The organism is Pseudomonas sp. CFBP13528, from assembly GCF_005233615.1.
Lineage (GTDB): Bacteria > Pseudomonadota > Gammaproteobacteria > Pseudomonadales > Pseudomonadaceae > Aquipseudomonas > Aquipseudomonas fluorescens_AM.
On record NZ_QGAJ01000007.1, the window covers coordinates 87,924 to 103,593 of the forward strand.

Annotated in this window: 12 protein-coding genes and 2 pseudogenes; all 14 read left to right on the forward strand. The window is 60.8% G+C overall.

Annotation, left to right across the window (positions count from 1 at the left end; translation table 11 throughout):
* The first annotated feature begins 13 nt into the window (after window positions 1–13).
* The 14 genes and pseudogenes from PspCFBP13528_RS15480 to PspCFBP13528_RS15545 all read left to right on the forward strand — a co-directional run bounded on the left by PspCFBP13528_RS15480 (window position 14) and on the right by PspCFBP13528_RS15545 (window position 15,642).
* The gene (locus PspCFBP13528_RS15480) at window positions 14–1,672 is read left to right on the forward strand and encodes a methyl-accepting chemotaxis protein (protein WP_137200547.1); all 1,659 of its coding nucleotides are present in this window, start codon (window positions 14–16) and stop codon (window positions 1,670–1,672) included.
* Window positions 1,673–1,707: 35 nt separating this feature from the next.
* Window positions 1,708–2,247, forward strand: a complete 540-nt coding sequence (locus PspCFBP13528_RS15485; RefSeq protein WP_065952851.1) for a chemotaxis protein CheW — start codon at window positions 1,708–1,710, stop codon at window positions 2,245–2,247.
* Between the two features lie 9 nt (window positions 2,248–2,256).
* Complete coding sequence (locus PspCFBP13528_RS15490; RefSeq protein WP_101220978.1) at window positions 2,257–3,066, forward strand: CheR family methyltransferase; 810 nt, start codon at window positions 2,257–2,259, stop codon at window positions 3,064–3,066.
* The gene (gene cheD / locus PspCFBP13528_RS15495; RefSeq protein WP_065952849.1) at window positions 3,063–3,596 is read left to right on the forward strand and encodes a chemoreceptor glutamine deamidase CheD; all 534 of its coding nucleotides are present in this window, start codon (window positions 3,063–3,065) and stop codon (window positions 3,594–3,596) included. The genes PspCFBP13528_RS15490 and cheD overlap by 4 nt, the downstream gene beginning before the upstream one ends.
* Window positions 3,559–4,635: a chemotaxis response regulator protein-glutamate methylesterase gene (locus PspCFBP13528_RS15500; RefSeq protein ID WP_065952848.1), complete on the forward strand. Its 1,077-nt coding sequence runs from the start codon at window positions 3,559–3,561 to the stop codon at window positions 4,633–4,635. The genes cheD and PspCFBP13528_RS15500 overlap by 38 nt, the downstream gene beginning before the upstream one ends.
* A 284-nt stretch (window positions 4,636–4,919) precedes the next feature.
* On the forward strand, window positions 4,920–7,832 hold the full coding sequence (locus PspCFBP13528_RS15510; protein ID WP_137200549.1) for a PAS domain S-box protein: 2,913 nt from the start codon (window positions 4,920–4,922) through the stop codon (window positions 7,830–7,832).
* Window positions 7,832–8,461, forward strand: a complete 630-nt coding sequence (locus tag PspCFBP13528_RS15515; protein WP_101220982.1) for a response regulator transcription factor — start codon at window positions 7,832–7,834, stop codon at window positions 8,459–8,461. The genes PspCFBP13528_RS15510 and PspCFBP13528_RS15515 overlap by 1 nt, the downstream gene beginning before the upstream one ends.
* Window positions 8,462–8,624: 163 nt before the next feature.
* On the forward strand, window positions 8,625–9,809 hold the full coding sequence (locus PspCFBP13528_RS15520; protein ID WP_241669095.1) for a methyl-accepting chemotaxis protein: 1,185 nt from the start codon (window positions 8,625–8,627) through the stop codon (window positions 9,807–9,809).
* Window positions 9,810–9,822: 13 nt separating this feature from the next.
* Window positions 9,823–10,191 (forward strand): response regulator, encoded by a 369-nt coding sequence (locus tag PspCFBP13528_RS15525; protein ID WP_010563050.1) that lies wholly within the window; start codon window positions 9,823–9,825, stop codon window positions 10,189–10,191.
* A gap of 33 nt (window positions 10,192–10,224) precedes the next feature.
* Window positions 10,225–10,542 (forward strand): STAS domain-containing protein, encoded by a 318-nt coding sequence (locus tag PspCFBP13528_RS15530; RefSeq protein ID WP_137200551.1) that lies wholly within the window; start codon window positions 10,225–10,227, stop codon window positions 10,540–10,542.
* A gap of 4 nt (window positions 10,543–10,546) precedes the next feature.
* Complete coding sequence (locus PspCFBP13528_RS15535; protein ID WP_241669096.1) at window positions 10,547–12,685, forward strand: chemotaxis protein CheA; 2,139 nt, start codon at window positions 10,547–10,549, stop codon at window positions 12,683–12,685.
* A gap of 23 nt (window positions 12,686–12,708) precedes the next feature.
* Window positions 12,709–14,007, forward strand: a pseudogene (locus PspCFBP13528_RS27865) (MCP four helix bundle domain-containing protein); the annotation flags it as partial.
* Between the two features lie 54 nt (window positions 14,008–14,061).
* Window positions 14,062–15,006 (forward strand): annotated as a pseudogene (locus PspCFBP13528_RS27870) (methyl-accepting chemotaxis protein); the annotation flags it as partial.
* A gap of 123 nt (window positions 15,007–15,129) precedes the next feature.
* Complete coding sequence (locus PspCFBP13528_RS15545; RefSeq protein ID WP_101220985.1) at window positions 15,130–15,642, forward strand: chemotaxis protein CheW; 513 nt, start codon at window positions 15,130–15,132, stop codon at window positions 15,640–15,642.
* Window positions 15,643–15,670: the final 28 nt, after the last annotated feature.

Below are 15,670 nucleotides of genomic sequence, written 5' to 3' on the forward strand. Positions count from 1 at the left end.
TGGAGGTTCCCCGATGAAATGGTTCTACGATCTTAAAATTTCCACCAAGTTGATCAGCTCGTTCCTGGTGGTCCTGGCGCTCACTGCGGCCATGGGCGGCTTCGCCATCCTCCAGCTCGGCGCCGTCAACCATGCGGCCCAGGACATCAAGGGCAATTGGATGCCTTCCATGCGCGCAGCGGCCGGCATGCGTTTTTTTGCCGCCAACTATCGCTTGAAAGAAAACCGTCACCTCGCGACCGAGATCGCCGAAGAAAAGGCCCAGGCCGAACGTGAAGCCGCCGAGGCGCGCCAACAGTTCGAAACCCGCATGGGCACCTATGAACAGTTGCTGTCCAACGATGAAGATCGCCAACTGCTGGCCAGCGTGAAAAGCGCATGGGACGCGTACCTGGCCAGCAGCAAGCAAGTGCTCGAGTTTTCCCGGCAGAACCAGGAAGTCCAGGCGCGCGGTTTGCTCAGGGGAGAGTCCAAGGGGCATTTCGATGAGGTGACCAGCCGCCTGCAGAAAATGGTCGAGCTCAATGATGCCGGTGCGACGGTCGCGGGTGACAAGGGCTTGGCGCTGTATGAAAACGCACGCCTGTCGATCATCGCGGTACTGGTCGCGGCCTTGTTGATCGGCCTGGGCCTGGCGGTATTCATCGCTCGGATTATTTCCCGCCCACTGAGGCAGGCCGCAACCGCCGCCGAACAATTGGCCGAAGGCAACCTCAACGCCCACATCGAGCCGGGTGCCAACGATGAAACCGGCATGGTGCTCAACGCCATGCGCAACATGGTCGGCAAGCTGGCGCATATCATCGGCGAAGTGCGTAACGCTGCCGATAACCTTGCCAGCGCCTCCGAACAGGTCAGCGCCACCGCGCAATCGATGAGCCAGGCCACCAGTGAACAGGCCGCCAGTGTCGAGGAAACCAGCGCCTCGGTGGAACAGATGAGCGCCAGCATCAACCAGAACACCGAGAATGCCAAGGTCACCGATGGCATGGCCAGCAAGGCCGCCAAGGAAGCCACCGAAGGCGGCGAATCGGTACAGCAGACCGTGGTGGCGATGAAGAAAATCGCCCAACGCATCAGCATCATCGATGACATCGCCTACCAGACCAATCTGCTCGCCCTCAACGCCGCCATCGAGGCCGCTCGGGCCGGGGAGCACGGCAAGGGCTTCGCCGTGGTGGCCGCCGAAGTGCGCAAGCTGGCCGAGCGCAGCCAGGTCGCGGCCCAGGAAATCGGCGAGCTGTCGTCCAGCAGCGTGGACATGGCTGAGAAGGCCGGCAAGCTGCTTGACGAAATGGTGCCGTCCATCAACAAAACCTCCGACCTTGTGCAGGAAATCAGCGCCGCCTCCGAGGAACAGGCCGCCGGTGTCGGGCAGATCAACACGGCGATGACCCAGCTCAACCAGGTGACCCAGCAAAATGCGTCGAGCAGCGAGGAACTGGCGGCCACCGCCGAAGAAATGAGCAGCCAGGCCGAGCAACTGCAACAAGCCATGAGCTTCTTCGTACTGGATTCAACCCCAAAGGCCGCGGCTCAAAGCAGCAGCGTCGACAGCCCCGGCAGCAAGCCCAGCCGTCAGCCGCCGCGCCCGAAACCACAGGCACCGCGCAAGGCCTTCGCCTACAACATGGCCAGCGCACCTGACGAATCGGACTTCACCCGTTTCTGATCCCACGATCGATACGGGCCTACAAGGAGAGTGACATGGGCGCAGTGATGACGACTCGGCATACCGCGGTTGCGGTGGATGAGGACGCGCAATACCTGACCTTCATGCTGGGCGGCGAAATGTTCGCCATCGGCATTCTGGGTATCAAGGAAATTATCGAATACGGCAGCCTGACCGTGGTGCCGATGATGCCGGCGTTCGTGCGCGGGGTGATCAACCTGCGCGGCGCGGTGGTGCCGGTGGTGGACTTGTCGGCGCGCTTTGGTCGGGCCAACTCGACGATCACCCGGCGCTCCTGCGTGATCATCATCGAGGCGAATACCGACGATGGCCGGCCTCAGGACATCGGGTTGCTGGTCGACACCGTGTCGGCCGTGCAGGAGATCCCGGCCGCGCAGATTGAGCCACCGCCCAGCTTCGGGGCGCGGATTCGCGCCGATTTCATCGGCGGCATGGCCAAGGTCGACGGCAAATTCGTGATTGTGCTGGAGGTGGACAAGGTGCTGTCCATCGATGAGATGTCCAGCCTCGCCGAGGGCGGCCAGGCGGCGGCCCTCGACCTCGACCCGCGTTGAGTCCCGACCATGCCAGATACCGCCTCCATCGACGATCGTGAATTCGGCCAGTTCCAGAGCTGGCTGTACCGCGCGGCCGGCATCAACCTGTCGCCGGCCAAGAAAGCCCTGGTGGCCGGGCGCCTGTTCAAGCGCCTCAAGCACTACGAGCTGCACAGCTACGGCGAATACTTCAAGCTGATCATGAATGACCAGCGCAAGGGCGAACTGCAGGTTGCGCTGGATTTGCTGACCACCAACGAAACCTATTTTTTTCGCGAGCCCAAGCACTTCGACTTCCTGCGCCAGCAGGTGCTGCCTCGGGCCGCACCGGGCAAGGTATTTCGCGTGTGGAGCGCGGCCAGCTCCTCGGGCGAAGAACCCTACAGCCTGGCGATGACCCTGGCCGAGAGCCTGGGCACCACGCCTTGGGAAGTGATCGGCTCGGATATCAGCACCCAGGTGCTGGCCAAGGCGCGCAACGGCCACTACGCCATGGAGCGCGCCGGGACGCTGCCCCAGCCGCTGCTGACCAAGTACTGCCTCAAGGGCATTGGCCACCAGGAGGGTACCTTCCTGATCGACAAGACCTTGCGCAACCGCGTCAGTTTTGTGCAGGTCAACCTTAACGAAGCGCTGCCGGCCCTGGGCGAGTTCGAGGTGATCTTCCTGCGCAACGTGATGATCTATTTCGACCAGCAGACCAAGAGCCAGGTGGTCGCGCGTCTGTTGCCGCTGCTCAAGCCCGGCGGTTATTTCATCATCAGCCACTCGGAAAGCCTCAACGGTGTCAACGACACCTTGAAGCTGGTGGCGCCGTCGATTTACCGCAAGCCATGAAAAAACCAGCCGATGCGGGGGAAGTGGTGTTGGCGCCTGGCCAGGTCAGCTTTGCGACGCGGCCGACGCGCCTGCGCACCTTGCTCGGTTCCTGCGTGGCGATCACCTTTTGGCACCCGCAACGGCGGATCGGCGGCATGTGTCACTTCATGCTGCCGGGGCGAGCGCGCAATCATCAGCCCCTGGACGGCCGATATGGTGACGAAGCCATGGAACTGCTGCTGCGCCACGCCCAGGCCAATGGCACGGGTGCACAGGATTACCAGGTCAAGTTGTTCGGCGGCGGCGAGATGTTTCCCGATCACCAGCGCCGCCTGCCGACCCACGACGTGGCCAGCCTGAATATTCGCGCGGCGCTGGCCCTGGCCGAGCGCTATCAATTGCACCTGACGGCCCAGGACATGGGCAGTACCGGTTACCGCACGATCATGTTCGACCTGTGGAACGGCAACGTCTGGGTCCGGCACCAACCTATGGGAACACTTCAACAAGATGCCTACCAAAAAAATCAGTGTGCTGCTGGTCGATGACTCGGCCGTCGTGCGTCAGGTACTGCTGGCGATTTTTGCTGACACGCCGGATATCCATGTGATGGGGGCCGCCTCCGACCCGATTTTCGCCATGGACAAACTTGCCCGGGAATGGCCGGATGTGATCGTGCTGGATGTAGAAATGCCGCGCATGGACGGCATCACCTTTCTCAAGAAAATCATGAGCGAGCGGCCGACACCCGTGGTGATCTGCTCGTCGCTGACCCAGAAAGGCGCGGAAACCTCCCTGCAGGCGCTGGCGGCGGGTGCTGTGGAGATCATTACCAAGCCCACGAGCGGCTTGAAGAATTTCCTGATCGAATCGGCGGCCGAGTTGGTGACGGCGATCCGCGCCGCGGCCAACTCCAACGTCAGGAACCTGGGAAGGCGCAGCGTCAGCCCGGCACCGGCGCCGGCCGGCAAGCTCAGTGCGGATGCGATCCTGCCCGCCGCCAATGGCCAGGCCATGGCGCACACCACCGAACGTATTGTCGCCATCGGCACCTCCACCGGCGGCACCCAAGCGCTGGAGGCGGTGCTGACGGCCCTGCCGCGGGTGTGCCCGGGCATGGTGATCGTGCAGCACATGCCGGAGAAATTCACCGCCTCGTTTGCCGAGCGTCTCAACAGCGTTTGCGAAATCGAGGTGCGCGAAGCGCGCAACAATGACCGTATCCTGCCCGGCCTGGCCCTGATCGCCCCTGGCGGCAAGCACCTGATGGTCACCCGCAGCGGCGCCTATTATCACGCTCAGGTCATCGATGGGCCGCTGGTCAACCGGCACCGGCCTTCAGTGGATGTGCTGTTTCGCTCGGTGGCCAGGTTCGCCGGCAGGAACGCCACGGGCATCATCATGACCGGTATGGGCGACGATGGCGCACGCGGGCTCAAGGAGATGCTGGACGCCGGCGCCGCCACGGTGGCCCAGGACGAGGCCAGTTGCGTGGTGTTCGGCATGCCCAAGGAGGCGATCAAGCTCAACGCCGCCCAGCGCATCATGGCGCTGGAGGATATTCATCGGGCGATTTTGCATAAGTGAACGTGAGTTCCAGGCCGCATTGAAATGATCCGCCAGGTGCTGACACCAGGCTCTGCGCGTTATTGCAGGCTTAATGCACAGCGATTGATCTGTATCAACACGCTGAGCGCGTGCAGGGTGTAATTAGAGTTGCCTGACTCAATGGCCTGACGTGCTCACCCATTCTTGTGTGGGGCGATTAACCTTTCGATTCGTTGCGCTATTCATAGGTTTTCAAGACGTTTAACTGTCCTGAAACCCATCCCGCTATTGCCAAGTGTTTGCACCTCCGAGGTATTGGGAACATGAGTCCCCACGCACAGGTAATGGCTGACGATGAAAAGGTGCGCACCCTCGAGAGTGTGCTCGGTTGCCTTTCAGGCGCGGTTGCGGCGTTGGATCGAGCCGCGCGGGTGGTAACGGGCAACCCTGCGTTTTCAAGCCTGCTGGTTAAAAACGGCGTGTGTTTTGCCGGCGGCTGCGAGTTTGTCTCACTCCTGCGTGCCGAGGACCATTGGCTTTTTTACCTCGCACTGGAGAAAGCGCGCGCAAATAATCGCGCATTTTTTGCAGCCGCGAGCGAAGGGCAGGGCGTGCTGGATGTCACCCTGACGCTGTGGCGCGACGATTATTTTATCGTTGAGGTGATTGCCCGTCAGGCCTCAGCGACGCCGCCCCCCACGACCGACAGTTACGCGCAAATCCCGCTCAGGTCGATTTTCGACGCCTCCGGCACTGGCTTGGCACTGGTGTCACTCGAGGGTCGCTGGCTGCGTGCCAACGGTGTTATCTGTACGATGCTGGGCTACAGCGAAGCACAGTTGCAACGCACTACGTTCATGGCGCTGACCCACCCGGACGACATGCAGGTCGGCAAACAACTGATCGAAGAGTTGAGGGGAGGTGCAAGGGCGGGAGCGACATTGCACAAGCGCTATATTCATCGCGACGGGCGGGTGCTATGGGTGCGCTTGACGGTGGGTCTGGTGCGTGATGACCAGGGGCAACCGGCCTGTTTCGTTTCTCAGCTGGAAGACATCACCGAGAATTGGCAGCTGCGCGAAACATTGATGGGCAGCGAGCTCAAGTTCCTCACCCTGGCGGAAAACTCCCCCAATATCATTGTCCGTTACGACCGCAACCTGTTACGCACCTACGTCAATCCGACCTATCTGCGCTTGACCGGCAAGTCTTGCGAGGAGGCGATAGGCGTCAGCCCGGATGAGGACGCCAGTGACTACCTCAACCAATTGCAACGCGTCCTGGCAACGGGCGAGACGGCACAGTTTGTCGACAGTTGGACCGTCGCACACAGTCCCGGTTACGTGAGTTGTGCAGTCAGCCTGATGGCCGAACGCAGCAACACCGGCGAGGTGGTCGGTGTGCTCTCGTTGGCCCACGACATTACCGAGCTGCGCAGGCAACAATTGTTGGAAGATGCGCGTCTGGGCATTTTCGAAAAAATGGCGACGGGTGCCTCCCTCGAGCAAACGCTGGCATTGCTCGTGGGGTATCTGCAATTGGCCTTGCCCCATCGGACCTGTCGCGTACAGCTGGTAGAGCCGCTTGGCACCGGCCTGGCGAAATACCGGGTGCCTGCGTCTGCATGTGCCGACGACTCATGCTGGTCCGAACCGATCATGGACAAGCAAGGCAAGCTGCTGGGGGCTTTCGAACTGTCCCGCTCTTGCAGCTCCGGGAAGGACGACAGCGATATTCAGCCCGTCCGGCAGACCTGTCACATTGCCGCGATCGCAATTGAGCGTTGGCAATCGGAGTCGTTGCTGCGCGAGCGCGAGCGCCGATATCGGGATATTTTCGACCATAACCTGGACATGCTTCTGCTGTTGGAGGTGACACCGGCCGGCGATTTATATTGTGTCGAAGCCAACCCGGCGTTGTTACGCGCGCTGGGCAAACCCCATGAGGCGCTCATCGGCGCGACGCTGGTGTCGCTATTCGGCCGGTTGAGCGCGCAGAAACTCCAGGCGCTTTGCGAGCAGTGCAGGGTGGCCGGGCGCATGCTCGAGTCAGATGAAAGCATGCTGCTGCTCAACGAGGTTCGTAACCTGCACTTCGCCCTGGTGCCGGTGGCAGGTTCCGGACCTGCGGGCTCACGCATACTGGTGATCAGTCGCGACACCACCTTGCTGACCCGGGCCCGGCAGAAAGAGCTGGAACGCCAGCACGACATCAACACGCTGGTAGAAAACAGTCCGGATGCCGTCGCTCGGTTGAGTGCCCAAGGTGACGTGCTCTACGTCAATGCGCGGTTAAAAACCTGGGTAGGTGACGCCTGGCCGACCCTGATCGGCATGCCGTTGGACGCGGTGGCGCCCCTGAATCACCAGTCCCAGCTGTTCCGTGAATTGGTTGCCCAGGTGATTCGTGAAAACCAGGCAACCGAGCAAGAGTTTCGACTCTCAGTCTTGAAGACTGCTCCCAAAGTGGTGCTGATCCACTTTGTTCCGGAGGTGGACGGCGAGCGCGTGGTCAGCGTATTGGCGGTGGGCCGGGATATTTCCAAGCTGCGGGCGGCGGAGCGGCGCCTGGCCAATTCCAATGCGCAGTTGCGCGACCTGTCGACCCGCCGCGAAACCGCACGGGAAGAGGAGCGCAAACTGATTGCCAGGGAAGTCCACGACGAGTTGGGCCAGCACCTCACCGCACTGCGCATGGGTATCTCGTTATTGCGGTATCAGTTCGGCGCCACCACGCCGGAACTCGTGCCTCAGGTGGAGCGGTTGATGGCGCTGACCGACAAGACGATTCAGGTCGTGCGTAATGTGTCCACCAGCCTGCGACCGTCCGCCTTGAACCTGGGGCTGGTCTCTGGACTGGAATGGCTGACCACCGAATTCTCCACCTTGACCCAGGTTCCGTGTGTGCTGCACCTGCCTTCGATTCCCCTGATCCTGCCTGATACGCACATTACCGCCGCATTTCGCATCGTCCAGGAATCGCTGACCAACATTGCGCGATACGCCGCAGCGACGCAGGTCAGCGTCACCCTGACCCCGCAGGAAACCCATTGGCTGCTGGAGGTGCAGGACAACGGCATGGGCTTCGAGCCGGAGGCGCTTACGCGCCAGACCCTGGGCCTGGTCGGCATGCGTGAGCGCGGCCTGATGCTGGGCGGCAAAGTCATCATTTTCAGTCATCCCGGGCAGGGCACCACGGTCCAGGCATTTATTCCGATGCACAAGGATACGTATTGATGATTCGCATGCTGATCGCCGATGACCACACCATCATGCGCGAAGGGCTCAAGCAGCTGTTCAGCCTGGTGGCCGATGTGCAGGTGGTGGCCGAAGCCGAGAGTGGAACGCAATTGATCGAACTGTTGCGCCGGGTCGAGATCGACCTGCTGCTGCTGGACATGAATATGCCGGGCATCAGCGGCGAGATCCTGATCGCCCGTCTGCATGCCCAGTACCCGAGTCTGCCGATCCTGGTATTGAGCATGCATAACGAAATCCACATCGCCCAACGCGCCTTGCGTGCTGGAGCACTCGGGTATCTCACCAAGGATCGCGACCCCGAGACCTTGTTGGCCGCCATGCGGCGGGTGGTCAGTGGGCAACGTTACCTGGACGCGGGCCTGGCTGAGCAGATTGCCCTGCAAAGCAGCGGTTTGAAGCAGCAGACCTACGTCGAAAGCTTGTCCGATCGCGAATTCCAGATTCTGCGCCTGCTGGCCCACGGCCTGAGTGTCAATCGGATTGCCGAACAGTTGGTCATCAGCAACAAGACGGTCAGTACCCACAAGACGCGCTTGATGGAAAAGATGGGGTTCAGCTCTACGGCAGATATTGTGCGCTTTGCCATGACCTTGGGCATCTCTTGAATCGCGCAATCATGTAGGGATTTTCCTAGCCGGTTTCCCAGTATCCCTACCCCAGAATAGGGATGGTCCGATGGTTGCCTTGCTATCATTGCGCCATCATTGCTCCCAGGCCGTCGAACTGCCGATTCACCGGCGATGACAGGCTTCGACTGGGAGACACACCGTGAGTGAACAGACCCCATCCCCTGCAGTTGCCTTGACCTGGGTGCCCGTGATGATTGCCGGCCTGCTCGGCGGCATTGCGCTTGCGTACGGTGATGGTTTCAGTGCCTGGGCGTTGATTGCGGGAATGGCCCTGTTCGCGCTGTGCACTGGCCTGGGTTGGCTGGCGGCCAGGCGTCACCGGGCACACTGTGAACGCCTGTGCCGACAGCTTCAATCGCCGGCCACCGCCTCGTCGGCGGTGGCCGTCGATGACGGCCTGGCAGACGTCTGCGCCCACGTCTTGCCCATCTGGTCCAGGCAAATCCAAGCGGCCCGTGAGATCAGCGAAACCTCGATCCTCAAACTCAGCGAACGCTTCGGCACGCTGTCATCAGACATCAGCCACAGTGTGTCCAGCCAGGGCGGGCAAGACGCTTCCCAGCGACTGGTCGACTTGCTCGAAGTTGGCCAGCGTGACCTCAACTCCATTGTGGTGGCGCTGCGTGCCGCGCTGTCCAACAAAGAAAACGAACTCAAGGAAGTCCTGCAACTGTCCGGGTTCACTGAGCAGCTCCAGCAGATGGCCAAGTTTGTCGCAGACATTGCCAGTCAAACCAACCTGCTGGCGCTCAACGCTGCCATCGAAGCGGCACGTGCAGGCGAGGCCGGGCGAGGGTTCGCGGTGGTGGCCGATGAAGTGCGCAAACTCTCAAGTATGTCCGGCGAGACCGGGCGCAAGATCAGTGAAACCGTCAGCACCGTCAACGCGGCCATTGCCCGTACGGTGCAAATGTCCCGTCACCACGCCGAACAAGACACCCTGACCCTCGCGGATTCGGAGCGTGTGGTGTCGCAGGTCATCGAACATTTTCGCAGTACCGCCCAGAGCATCGTGGGCAACAGCCATGACTTGCAGCAACAGAACGCCAATGTCGTCGGCGAAATTGCCCAGGTGCTGGTCGCCCTGCAATTCCAGGATCGCGTCAGCCAGATGCTGACGCTGATTACCGGCGACCTGCAAAAATTGCAGCAACAGCTGAGCGAGCGCCATGAGGCCAGCCTCAGCGGTCTTGCCCTCGCACCGATGCTCAGTGATCGCTGGCTGCACGAGCTTTCAACCGCCTACACCATGCCGGAGCAGCACGCCATTCATGGCGGTAAATCGCACGACAAGGCGCAAGCCAGCGAAATCACTTTTTTCTAGTGGAGCTTTTCCAATGAGCAAAACCATTCTGATCGTCGACGACTCGGCCTCCATCCGGCAAGTAGTGAGCATCACCCTCAAGGGCGCGGGTTACGACGTGATCGAAGGCTGCGATGGACGTGATGCGCTGAGCAAGCTGGACGGCCGCAAGATCCACCTGATTGTCAGTGATGTGAACATGCCCAACATGGACGGCTTGAGCTTCGTCAAGGCCGCCAAGCTGTTGCCGGCCTACAAATTCACCCCGGTCATCATGCTCACCACTGAAGCCAGTGATGCGATGAAGCAGCAAGGCCAGGCCAGCGGGGCCAAGGCGTGGATGGTCAAGCCTTTTCAGCCTGCACAAATGCTCACCGCCGTCTCCAAGTTGATCCTGCCATAGCGATGACCAGCGAGCGCTGGCCAGGAGGTTTGCATGAAAAGTAGCGTGCCGATGCTGCGCCGAATCCAGGTCATGGAAGGCCCCCTGACGATCTACACGGCCAGCGAGCAAAAAGACGTGTTGTTGTCGTTGTTTCCCCTGGCCCATGAGGTCGAGTTGGACCTGTCCAATGTCGACGAACTGGACAGCGCCGGCCTGCAGTTGTTGATCCTGATCAAGCGCGAATCGTTCAAGGACGGCTCGCAGCTGGTGCTGAGCAACCCCAGCGCGGCGGTGATCGAGGCCCTGCGCCTGAGCGGCCTTGACGATTACTTCGCCAATCCCTGTTTCCCTGTATCGGCTGGAGCATGACCCTATGGCTCAGCCCATGAATATGGATGACGTGCTGCAGACGTTCATTGCCGAGAGTCGCGAGCTTCTGCTGCAAATGGAAGATGCGCTGTTGCAGATCGAGCAGTCGCCGCACGACCTGGACACCATCAACGGCCTGTTCCGTGTGGCCCACACCATCAAAGGTTCGGCCGGCCTGTTCGGCCTGATGCCGATCGTTGAGTTCACCCACGTCGCCGAGAGCGTCCTGGATCGCGTACGCAGTCTGGAGGTGAGGGTCGACGAGGCCTTGAGCGCGCTGTTTCTCGACGCCCGCGACCACATCGGCCAACTGATCGATCTGCTGGCCGAGGATGGCCACCTTGAGCGCCTGGGTGAACCGTTGCGGATTCAGGGCGAGCGCTTGGCCGAGCGTCTCTCGATGTATCTCGAGGCACCTCTCGCCACGCCTGCAACCGTGCCTCAAGACGCGCCGTCGGCGGCTGCCGGAGGCGTGGGGACGGGTCACTGGCACCTTTCATTGCGCTTTGGTCCGGACGTGTTGCGCAATGGCATGGACCCCCTCGCGTTCCTGCGTTACCTGGGCACCCTTGGCCAGTTGGCGCATATCGTCACTGTGTTCGACGCATTACCGTCTTTGCTGTCGATGGACCCGGAAACCAACTACCTGGGCTTTGAAGTTGCGCTGGTCAGCGATGCCTCCCGGGAAGTCATCGACGGCGCTTTTGATTTTGTCCGGGATGACGCCTTGGTGCTGATCCTGGCGCCGCAGGCCGATGTCCAGGCGTATCGCGCGCACATCGACGCGCTACCGGAAGACAATGCGGTGCTGCTGGAGCTGTTGGTACGCTGCGCCAGCTTGACTGAGGCGCAGGTCGCACGCGTTATTCAAGAGGGAGCGCCAACACCCGCCGGCGCGCTTGAAGTCGTGCAGGACTCGCAGGCCTCGGCGCCCAAGGCCGGTAAAGTCGCGGCGAACAACGAAGGCAACCTGATCCGCGTAGATGCCGCCAAGTTGGATCAACTGATCAATCTGGTCGGTGAGCTGATCATCGCCGGTGCCGGCGCCAATCTGGTGGCGGTGCGCAGCGGGATTGGCGAGATGATCGAGGCTACCAGCCTGTTGTCGCGGCTGGTGGAGGAGGTGCGTGATTCGGCGCTGACCTTGCGCATGGTGCAGATCGGCGCGACCTTCACGCGCTTCCAGCGGGTGGTCCGGGATGTGTCCAAAGAGTTGGGCAAGGACATCGTGCTGCGCATCGGCGGTGGTGAAACCGAACTGGACAAAACAGTCGTCGAGCGCATTGGCGACCCGTTGACGCACTTGGTGCGCAACGCCATGGACCACGGCATCGAGGCGGTGTCGACGCGCCTGCAACGCGGTAAACCGGCCCAGGGCACGGTACGCCTGAATGCCTACCATGAATCCGGCAGCATCGTGATCGAGGTGTCGGACGACGGCGGTGGCCTGGCCAAGCACAAAATCCTCGCCAAGGCCCGCGAGCGTGGCCTGGTCGCGGAGGGCCAGGTACCGGCCGACAAAGACATCCTGAACCTGATCTTCGAACCCGGTTTCTCCACCGCCGACCAGGTCAGCAACCTGTCCGGGCGCGGCGTCGGCATGGACGTGGTCAAGCGCAATATCACCGCATTGCGCGGCAGCGTGAGCCTTGAGAGCGAAGAGGGGCAGGGCACCACGGTCCGTATTCGTTTGCCGCTGACCCTGGCCATTATCGACGGTTTTCTGATCGGCGTCGGCAAGGCCTCTTATGTCATCCCGCTGAACATGGTGGAGGAGTGTATCGAGCTGGCGCCTGGACAGGGCGCCGAATCCGGCTTCCTGGACCTGCGCGGCGATGTGCTGCCGATCCTGCGGCTGCGGGACATGTTTGCCGTGCAAGAACCGGGTGGTAACCGAGAAAACGTCGTTGTCGTGCACTACGCCGGCCTGCGTGCCGGCCTGGTGGTCGATCGCTTGCAGGGGGAGTTTCAAACCGTGATCAAGCCCTTGGGCAAAGTCTTTGGAGAGGCCCATGGATTGGGCGGCTTCACTATCCTCGGGAGCGGGGCCGTGGCCCTGATCCTGGATATTCCCAATTTGTTGGGACTCGTCGCCAAGGAAGCCACCCACCGTTCGATCCCACGTCCTTTATCGACTCAATAAAGCGTCATCAGGAGTTCCTCGCCATGACCGTTATCAAAAATATTGCGCTGTTGGTTCTCACAGCAATGCTGGGCGTCTTCGTGTTGGGTGGCACCAGTGTCTATCTGACCCGTGAAGTCAATTCCAGCGCCAGCTTTGCCAGCGTCAACACGGTACCCAGCTTGCTTGAGATCGATCGAGCCGCCGAGGCCTTCGCCAGCCTCCACGCCTTGCAATGGGAACACCTGAGTGAACCGGGCAAGAGCACGCTTGCACCTTACTCCGCAGTGGTCGCGCAGCATTTGAGCGTTATCGACACCACCTTGGAGCACTACCGGACCCAACTGGTTACCGACGCGCATGATGCGGCGTTGTTGAGCCAGTTGCGCACCCGGTTTGACGAGTTTTCAACCTTGCAGGGGCGATTCGACACGCTGGTTGAAACAGGCGATATCGCCGCTGCCCGCGCGTTGCTCGAAGTGAGCCAGCCTCTGCAAACGACGATCCAGACGGCAATCGCCGAAGTGCGCCAATACAACCTGGAGCAGGAGCGCAAGGCACAACTGCTGGCTACCACCACTGAGCAGAATGCCCGCTACATCATCCTGCTGATCGGCGCGCTCACACTGCTGGCCACTGGGTTGATGGGCGTGCTGCTGGCACGCAACCTCATGCGTCAGCTGGGCGGTGAACCTGCGAGCGTTCGTGCGTTTGCCGCGCGCTTGTCAGCCGGGGAGCTGGAAGCAAAAGCCACGCTCAAGGCGGGGGACACCACAAGCTTGATGGCTGGCATGCAGCAGCTGGGCGCGAACCTGCAGGCGCTGATCACGCAGACAAACACGATGTCCAGCGAGCATGACAGGGGAGAGATCGACGCACAGATTGATGCCGGTCGCTTTCACGGAAGCTACCGTTCGATGGCCCAAGGCATCAACGACATGGTCAACGGCCATATCGCGGTGAAGAAAAAAGCCATGGCGTGTATCCGTGCCTTTGGTGAAGGTGATCTATCGGCGCAGCTGGAACAGTTCCCCGGTAAAAAAGCCTTTATCAATGAAAATATCGAGCTGCTGCGTAGCAATATCCTGGCGCTGATCAATCAAATGCAGCACATGTCCAGCGAGCACGAGAAAGGTGACATAGACGTGATGATCGATGTCGAGCGCTTCAGCGGTTCGTACCGTGAAATCGGTCAGGGCATCAATGACATGGTCAGCGGCCATATCAGTGTCAAGAAAAAGGCCATGGCCTGCATTCGCGCGTTCGGCGAAGGCGATCTGGCCGCGCCCCTGGAGCAGTTCCCGGGCAAAAAAGCCTTTATCAACGAGAATATCGAGCAATTGCGCGCCAACATCCTGGCCCTGGTCGAAGACACCCGCCAGATCAGCGACAGCGCCATGATCGGCAAGCTCGACACCCGGCCTGACGCCTCGCGTCATCAAGGGGATTTCCGCCGCATTATCCTTGGGATCAACGGCTCGCTGGATGCGATCATCGTACCGATCACCGAAGCCATGGACGTGCTGGCGTCGATCTCCAATGGCGATCTGACTCGAACCATCGTCGGCGACTATCAAGGCAAGTTCCTGGAGCTGAAAAACTCGGTCAACGGCACTGTGGAAAAACTCTCGGAGATCATCGGCGAAGTGCGCGGGTCGGCCGATTCGCTGTCCAGTGCCTCCGAGGAAATCTCCGCCACCGCCCAGAGCATGGCGCAATCGGCGTCCGAACAGGCGGCGTCGGTGGAGCAGACCTCCGCTTCGATGGAAGAAATGTCAGCGTCCATCGCCCAAAACACTGAAAACGCGAAGGTCACCGATGGCATGGCGGGCAAGGCCAACAAAGAAGCCTGCGAAGGCGGTCGCGCCGTGAAGGATACGGTGGCCGCGATGAAAACCATCGCTGAAAAAATCGGCATCGTCGATTCCATCGCGTACCAGACCAACCTGTTGGCGCTCAACGCGGCGATCGAAGCGGCGCGGGCCGGCGAGCACGGTAAAGGCTTTGCGGTGGTGGCGGCGGAAGTGCGCAAACTGGCCGAGCGCAGCCAGATAGCGGCCCAGGAAATCAGTGAAGTGGCCAAGAACAGCGTGGCCCTGGCTGAACGCGCGGGCAACCTGCTGGATGAGATTGTGCCTTCGATTGCCAAGACCTCTGACCTTGTGCAGGAAATCGCGGCCGCTTCGGAAGAACAATCCATCGGCTCCGAGCAAATCAATACCGCGATGTCGCAGATGAGCCAACTGACTCAGCAAAACGCATCGGCTTCTGAAGAGTTGGCCGCGACTGCCGAGGAAATGAGTGGTCAGGCTGAGCAGTTGCAGGAGTTGATGGGCTTCTTCACCGTGCAAGGCAAGCGTACCGGACGGGCCGCCGCCGTGCCTGGATTCAGTCGTATGGCGTCCACGGCGGATCATGAAAGTCGCGCAGTGGAGAGCGGTTTCGTCCGCTTCGGGAGTTGACCCATGAGTGCCTCAGCCGTTGTGCCGGGTACATCAGCCTCTTCGCTGCACGTCGATGAGCCCTTGCAGTACCTGACCTTCTCGGCTGCCCAGGAGATGTATGCGGTCAACACACTGAGCGTTCGAGAAATCATCGAATACAGCCAGGTCACCAGCGTGCCGATGATGCCGGAGTTCCTGCGAGGGGTGATCAATCTTCGGGGTTCGGTGGTGCCGGTGGTGGACCTCAAGGCGCGGTTCGGCAAGGGCGTGACGGACCTCGGCAGTCGCACGTGCATCGTCATTCTTGAGGCCGCCAAGGAAGGCGAGTCCCAGGTGCTGGGGGTGGTGGTGGACTCGGTCAGTGAGGTGATCGAGATATCCGATGTCGATATCAAGCCCGCGCCGGCCTTCGGCAACCCTATCCGTACCGACTTCATCAGGGGGATGACCAAGGTGCGAGGTGCGTTTGTCACCCTGCTGGAAGTCGAGCAGGTGTTGTGCGTCGATGAGATAGCCGGCTTGTTGCGGGCTTGAGGTGTACGACCGTGCTTGCAGGTGCGGG

Bases quoted from the DNA above. Each gene is read 5' to 3' on its own strand.
- PspCFBP13528_RS15480 (WP_137200547.1), top strand. From the start codon at position 14: ATGAAATGGTTCTACGATCTTAAAATTTCCACCAAGTTGATCAGCTCG.
- PspCFBP13528_RS15485 (WP_065952851.1), top strand. From the start codon at position 1,708: ATGGGCGCAGTGATGACGACTCGGCATACCGCGGTTGCGGTGGATGAG.
- PspCFBP13528_RS15490 (WP_101220978.1), top strand. From the start codon at position 2,257: ATGCCAGATACCGCCTCCATCGACGATCGTGAATTCGGCCAGTTCCAG.
- cheD (WP_065952849.1), top strand. From the start codon at position 3,063: ATGAAAAAACCAGCCGATGCGGGGGAAGTGGTGTTGGCGCCTGGCCAG.
- PspCFBP13528_RS15500 (WP_065952848.1), top strand. From the start codon at position 3,559: ATGCCTACCAAAAAAATCAGTGTGCTGCTGGTCGATGACTCGGCCGTC.
- PspCFBP13528_RS15510 (WP_137200549.1), top strand. From the start codon at position 4,920: ATGAGTCCCCACGCACAGGTAATGGCTGACGATGAAAAGGTGCGCACC.
- PspCFBP13528_RS15515 (WP_101220982.1), top strand. From the start codon at position 7,832: ATGATTCGCATGCTGATCGCCGATGACCACACCATCATGCGCGAAGGG.
- PspCFBP13528_RS15525 (WP_010563050.1), top strand. From the start codon at position 9,823: ATGAGCAAAACCATTCTGATCGTCGACGACTCGGCCTCCATCCGGCAA.
- PspCFBP13528_RS15530 (WP_137200551.1), top strand. From the start codon at position 10,225: ATGAAAAGTAGCGTGCCGATGCTGCGCCGAATCCAGGTCATGGAAGGC.
- PspCFBP13528_RS15535 (WP_241669096.1), top strand. From the start codon at position 10,547: ATGGCTCAGCCCATGAATATGGATGACGTGCTGCAGACGTTCATTGCC.
- PspCFBP13528_RS15545 (WP_101220985.1), top strand. From the start codon at position 15,130: ATGAGTGCCTCAGCCGTTGTGCCGGGTACATCAGCCTCTTCGCTGCAC.